This is a genomic window from Streptomyces sparsus, assembly GCF_054776295.1.
Window position 1 is genome coordinate 1 of record NZ_BAAHCA010000291.1, and the last position, 5278, is coordinate 5278.

The 5278-nt window shown below is 71.9% G+C and carries 3 protein-coding genes; 2 read left to right on the forward strand and 1 reads right to left on the reverse strand.

Annotated features, from left to right (window positions below; translation table 11 throughout):
• Nucleotides 1-141 precede the first annotated feature (141 nt).
• Nucleotides 142-429 carry a hypothetical protein gene (locus tag ACYVE9_RS14625; RefSeq protein ID WP_461028271.1) on the reverse strand — a complete coding sequence of 96 codons (288 nt, stop codon included), beginning with the start codon at nt 427-429 and terminating at the stop codon, nt 142-144.
• A gap of 287 nt (nt 430-716) precedes the next feature.
• On the opposite strand from ACYVE9_RS14625, the gene ACYVE9_RS14630 reads away from it, so the two are divergent.
• Nucleotides 717-3110, forward strand: coding sequence for an ABC transporter family substrate-binding protein (locus tag ACYVE9_RS14630; protein WP_461028272.1), 2394 nt, complete (start codon nt 717-719; stop codon nt 3108-3110).
• Between the two features lie 256 nt (nt 3111-3366).
• Nucleotides 3367-5232: a translational GTPase TypA gene (typA, locus tag ACYVE9_RS14635; RefSeq protein WP_461028273.1), complete on the forward strand. Its 1866-nt coding sequence runs from the start codon at nt 3367-3369 to the stop codon at nt 5230-5232.
• Nucleotides 5233-5278 lie beyond the last annotated feature (46 nt).

The following is a 5278-nucleotide window of genomic DNA, read 5'->3' on the forward strand; positions in this document are numbered from 1 at the left end:
CGGTCGGTGCGCAGGTGGTCGGCGGCCACCGCCGCCCGGGCGCCGTGGTGCACGCCGCCGGTCGGCGGGGCGGGTTCGGTTCCAGTGGCCAACGGAAAGCTCCCAGACACTCCGGCGGAGGTGCTGCGGTCGCGAGGGGCCTCACCGGGCCCGGTGGCGGTCCCCTCCCAGCCCCTCGTCGTCGGCGTCCGTCCACAGGGCACTGCTGTAGGGGGCGTCCGGGACGATCACCATCTGCGGTGGCGAGCCGGTGCGCGCCCGGGGGTGCGACTCGGCGAGCAGGGCCAGGCTCTCCCGCAGGTGCGCGGCGTCGGTGGTGACCCGGCGGATCTCCAGGCCGCTGCCGACCTTCTGCTCCAGCCGGGCCAGGCGTCGTGCAAGGTCGTCGAGGCAGCGCTGAGCGGCTGCCAACTCGTCGTGCAGGGACATGACTTGTCCACCTCCGAGGGTGGTGGCGTCCTTGGCACAAGGGAGTGTCGCGCGTCACACCGGCGCTTGGGAAGGGCGCTGCACGCGGGGGAACGCGCCGTCCCGGTGGAAACCGGTCAGCGGCCGGGCGGCGGACACCCAACCGGGTGGCATGCCGGCAGGCCCCGCCGTGTCTGCGGGCCGCCGGCGGGCCACTCATCTTCCATGGAGATCCATAGATGTGATGAGCCGCCAATGCCGCCGAAAGGTGTACGTGGGTGGGCGTCAGCTCCCGGAGGTGTACAGCCATGCCAGCCATCGACACAGCCGCGCGCCGCTGCGCGGTCGTACTGGCGGCGGGAATCCTGCTCCCGCCCGTACTGGCCGGCTGCGGCGCCGACACCGACGGTGACGAGGGCAAGGGCGGTGCTTCCCGGGACGTGCACTCCGTGGCGCGGGAGCGCGTCGCCGACGGGGGCAGCGTGCGCTGGGCCGTCGACGCGCTGCCCAGCACGCTCAACACCTTCCAGAGCGACGCCGGCGCGGCCACCGACCGCATCGCGGCCGCCACCCTGCCGGCCATGTTCACCCTGGACGGCCGCGCCGAGCCGCAACTGAACACCGACGTGCTGGAGTCGGCCGAGGTCGTCGCCCGGGAGCCGCAGCAGACGGTGGTGTACACGCTCAACCCGCAGGCCCGCTGGAGCGACGGCCGACGCATCGGCCCGGCCGACTTCGAGGCGCAGTGGAAGGCGCTCGACGGCTCCGACAACGCGTTCTGGACCGCCCGCAACGCCGGATACGAACGCATCCACAAGGTCGAGAAGGGGCCAGGGGCCGACCAGGTCAAGGTGACCTTCGCCCGTCGCTACAGCGACTGGAAGGCACTGTTCACCCCGCTGTACCCGAAGTCCGTGATGGACCGGCCCAAGGCGTTCAACGACGTGTCGCGCACCACGATGAGCGTCTCCGGCGGACCGTTCCGGCTCAAGGGCGGCAAGCTCGACCCGAAGGCGGAGCAGGTCGTCCTGGAACGCAACCCCGACTGGTGGGGTGAGAAGGCCAAACTCGACGAGATCCGGCTGGTGCCGGTGGAACGGGGGGAGCGGGGCAAGGCCCTGGCCGCCGGGACCCTGGACTTCGCGGAGATCGACCAGCCGACGGCGGACGCCGTCACCGAGGCCGCCCGCTCCGGCGCCGGCGGCGCCGAGGCCCCGGGGACCGCCGCCCCGGACGCCGACGACGCCAGGAACGGTGCCGCGAACAGCGGAACCCACCGCCTCCTCGCTCCCCTGGGCAGCGCCCCGCACGCCGCCGAGGCACTGCGCGCCTGGGCCCGGCAGCACCCCGCGGCGCAGGACGACGAGCAGGACGACGACCAGAGCAAGGACGACAAGGACGACAAGGACGAGAGGGACGCCAAGGACGAGAGCGGCAAGAAGGACGACGGCAAGGACGAGAAGAAGAAGGACGACAAGGAAGAGAAGAAGGCGCGGGCGGAGCGGGAGAAGCGGGAGGCGGCGCGGGAGAAGGCCGCCGAGCGGCGCGCCAACCTGCGGGAACTGACCGTGCGGCGGGCCTACGACCCCGCCTGGACGCAGCTCGCACTCAACGCCACCTCCGGTCCGCTGCGCGACGAACGGGTGCGGCGGGCCATCGCCCGGGCGGTGGACCGGGCCGAGCTGGCCGAGGCCGTACTGGGCCCGGCCGGACTGCCCGCCAAGCCGCTCGGCAGCCACCTGCGCATGTACGACCAGGAGGGCTACCACGACCACAGCGGCGCGATCGGCGAGGCGAACACCGAGTCGGCGTCCGAGCTGCTCGCCGAGGCGGGCTGGAAGGGCGGCACGGTCGCGCGGGCCCGCCGGGCCGACGCAGGGGGGGACACCTCCGACGCGGCCGGCGGTTCGCCGTACGCCGTCACCGCACCCGTCTTCACCGGCCTGACGCACAGCGCCGCGACCGGCCACGCCGCGGTGCTGCGGCAGGCCGCCTACGCCGACGAGGCGGCGGCGGACGAGGCGGAGGAGTCCGACGACAAGAACGCCGGCAAGCGCCGGGCGGCGGCCGACCTGTCGATGAAGCGGGCCAAGGAGGCCGACACGGCCCTCGCCCGCTTCGTCGGCGGGCTGCTGCGCGCCGAGGGCAGCCTGGTGCGGGTCAAGGAGGGCGAGGAACTGGAACTGCGCATGGTGCTCCCCGCGGGCAAGGGCTCGGAGCAGCTGCGCGACAGCGGCCGGCAGATCGCCCGCATGCTGGAGGAGGTCGGTGTCCGCACCAAGGTGACCGAGGTCCCCGACGACTCCTTCTTCCGGGACCACGTCGCGTCCGGTGACTTCGACCTGGCGCTCTACTCGTGGCCGGCCACCGCCTACCCGGTCACCGACTCGCGGCCGATCTTCGCCAAACCGGAGGCCGCCGCGGACGGCTCGCTGCTGATCGAGCAGAACTACACGCGGGTGGGCACCGACCAGATCGACCGGCTCTTCGAGCGGGCCGCCGCCGAACTCGACGACGGCGCCCGGCGCGACCTGATCAAGCGGATCGACGCCCAGGTGTGGGCGGTGGCCGGTTCGGTGCCGCTCTACCAGCGGCCGCAGCTGGTGGCCGTGAACAGCCGGCTCGGCAACATCGGGGCCTTCGGGTTCCAGACGCCGCGCTACCAGGACATCGGCTACCTCCGGGGCGGCCCGCAGGAGTGACGGGCCTCACGCCCGGTGGAGCCCCGGCGGGGCGGGAGCCGAGGGCGGACCGGCCTCGCGGCGCTGTTTGGAATCGGCCCGTGAGGACCGGGGGCGTCCCTGGCCGTACCATGGGGGTCGAGGCCGCGGCGATGCCGCTGCAGTCTTCCGGGGCAGGACCCCGGGCCCCTGGGCCGGCAACCGGCCCGGCGGGGAGCGACTCACGCGACTGAGAAGGTCGCGCCGCCGTCACCGATCCGGGAGAAGCGCCGCCAGCATGCCCACGCGTAATGACATCCGAAACGTCGCCATCGTCGCGCACGTCGACCACGGCAAGACGACCCTGGTCGACGCCATGCTGAAGCAGGCAGGCGCTTTCGCGGCCCACCAGCATCTGGACGACCGGATGATGGACTCCAACGACCTGGAGCGCGAGAAGGGCATCACCATTCTCGCGAAGAACACCGCCGTCCGGTACCACCCCAAGGGTGGCGGCGACTCCATCGTCATCAACATCATCGACACCCCCGGCCACGCCGACTTCGGTGGTGAGGTCGAGCGAGGCCTGTCGATGGTGGACGCGGTGGTGCTGCTGGTCGACGCCTCCGAGGGGCCGCTGCCGCAGACCCGGTTCGTGCTGCGCAAGGCACTTCAGGCGAAGCTCCCGGTCATCCTGTGCATCAACAAGACCGACCGCCCCGACTCGCGGATCGCGGAGGTCGTCGACGAGACGTACGACCTGTTCCTCGACCTGGACGCGACCGAGGAGCAGATCGAGTTCCCGATCGTCTACGCCTGCGCCCGGGACGGCGTCGCCTCGCTGACCAAGCCCGACGACGGCACCGTGCCGACCGACAGCGACAGCCTGGAGCCGTTCTTCACGACGCTGCTGGAGACCGTGCCCGCCCCGGTCTACGACGAGGACGCACCGCTCCAGGCGCACGTCACCAACCTGGACGCGGACAACTTCCTCGGCCGGATCGCGCTCTGCCGCGTCCAGCAGGGCGAGCTGCGCAAGGGCCAGACCGTCGCCTGGATGAAGCGGGACGGCACGGTGCAGTCGGTCCGCATCACCGAGCTGCTGATGACGGAGGCGCTCACCCGCAAGCCCGCCGAGGTCGCCAAGCCCGGTGACATCTGCGCGGTGGCCGGTATCGCCGACATCATGATCGGCGAGACCCTCGCCGACCCGGAGAACCCGATCGCGCTGCCGCTCATCAAGGTCGACGAGCCGGCCATCTCGATGACGATCGGTGCCAACACCTCGCCGCTGGTCGGCAAGGGCGGCAAGGGCCACAAGGTCACCGCCCGGCTGGTCAAGGACCGCCTCGACCGCGAGCTGATCGGCAACGTGTCGCTGCGCGTGCTGCCGACCGAGCGCCCCGACGCCTGGGAGGTGCAGGGCCGCGGTGAGCTGGCACTGGCCATCCTGGTCGAGACGATGCGCCGGGAGGGCTTCGAGCTGACCGTCGGCAAGCCCGAGGTGGTCACCCGTGAGATCGACGGCAAGCTGCACGAGCCGATCGAGCGCATGACCATCGACTGCCCCGAGGAGCACCTCGGCGCCATCACCCAGCTGATGGCCAGCCGCAAGGGCCGCATGGAGACCATGACGAACCACGGCTCGGGCTGGGTCCGCATGGAGTTCCTGGTGCCGTCCCGCGGCCTGATCGGCTTCCGCACCGAGTTCCTCACCGAGACCCGCGGCACGGGCATCGCGCACTCCATCTCCGAGGGCCACGAGCCCTGGGTGGGCGAGCTGCGCACCCGGCACAGCGGTTCCCTGGTCGCGGACCGCGCCGGTACGGCCACGCCGTTCGCCATGATGAACCTCCAGGAGCGGGGCACGATCTTCATCGAGCCCGGCACCGAGGTGTACGAGGGCATGATCGTCGGTGAGAACTCGCGCTCCGACGACATGGACGTGAACATCACCAAGGAGAAGAAGCTCACCAACATGCGTGCGGCCTCCTCCGACACCACCGAGAACCTGGTGCCGCCGCGCCGCCTCTCGCTGGAGCAGTCGCTGGAGTTCTGCCGCGAGGACGAGTGCATCGAGGTGACCCCGGAGACGGTCCGTATCCGCAAGGTCGCGCTGGACCAGCGCGAGCGCGCCAGGACCGCCTCCCGCGCCAAGCGCTGAGGCCCGCCGCACAGCTCCTCGGGGGCGTGGCACCCGCTCGACGGGC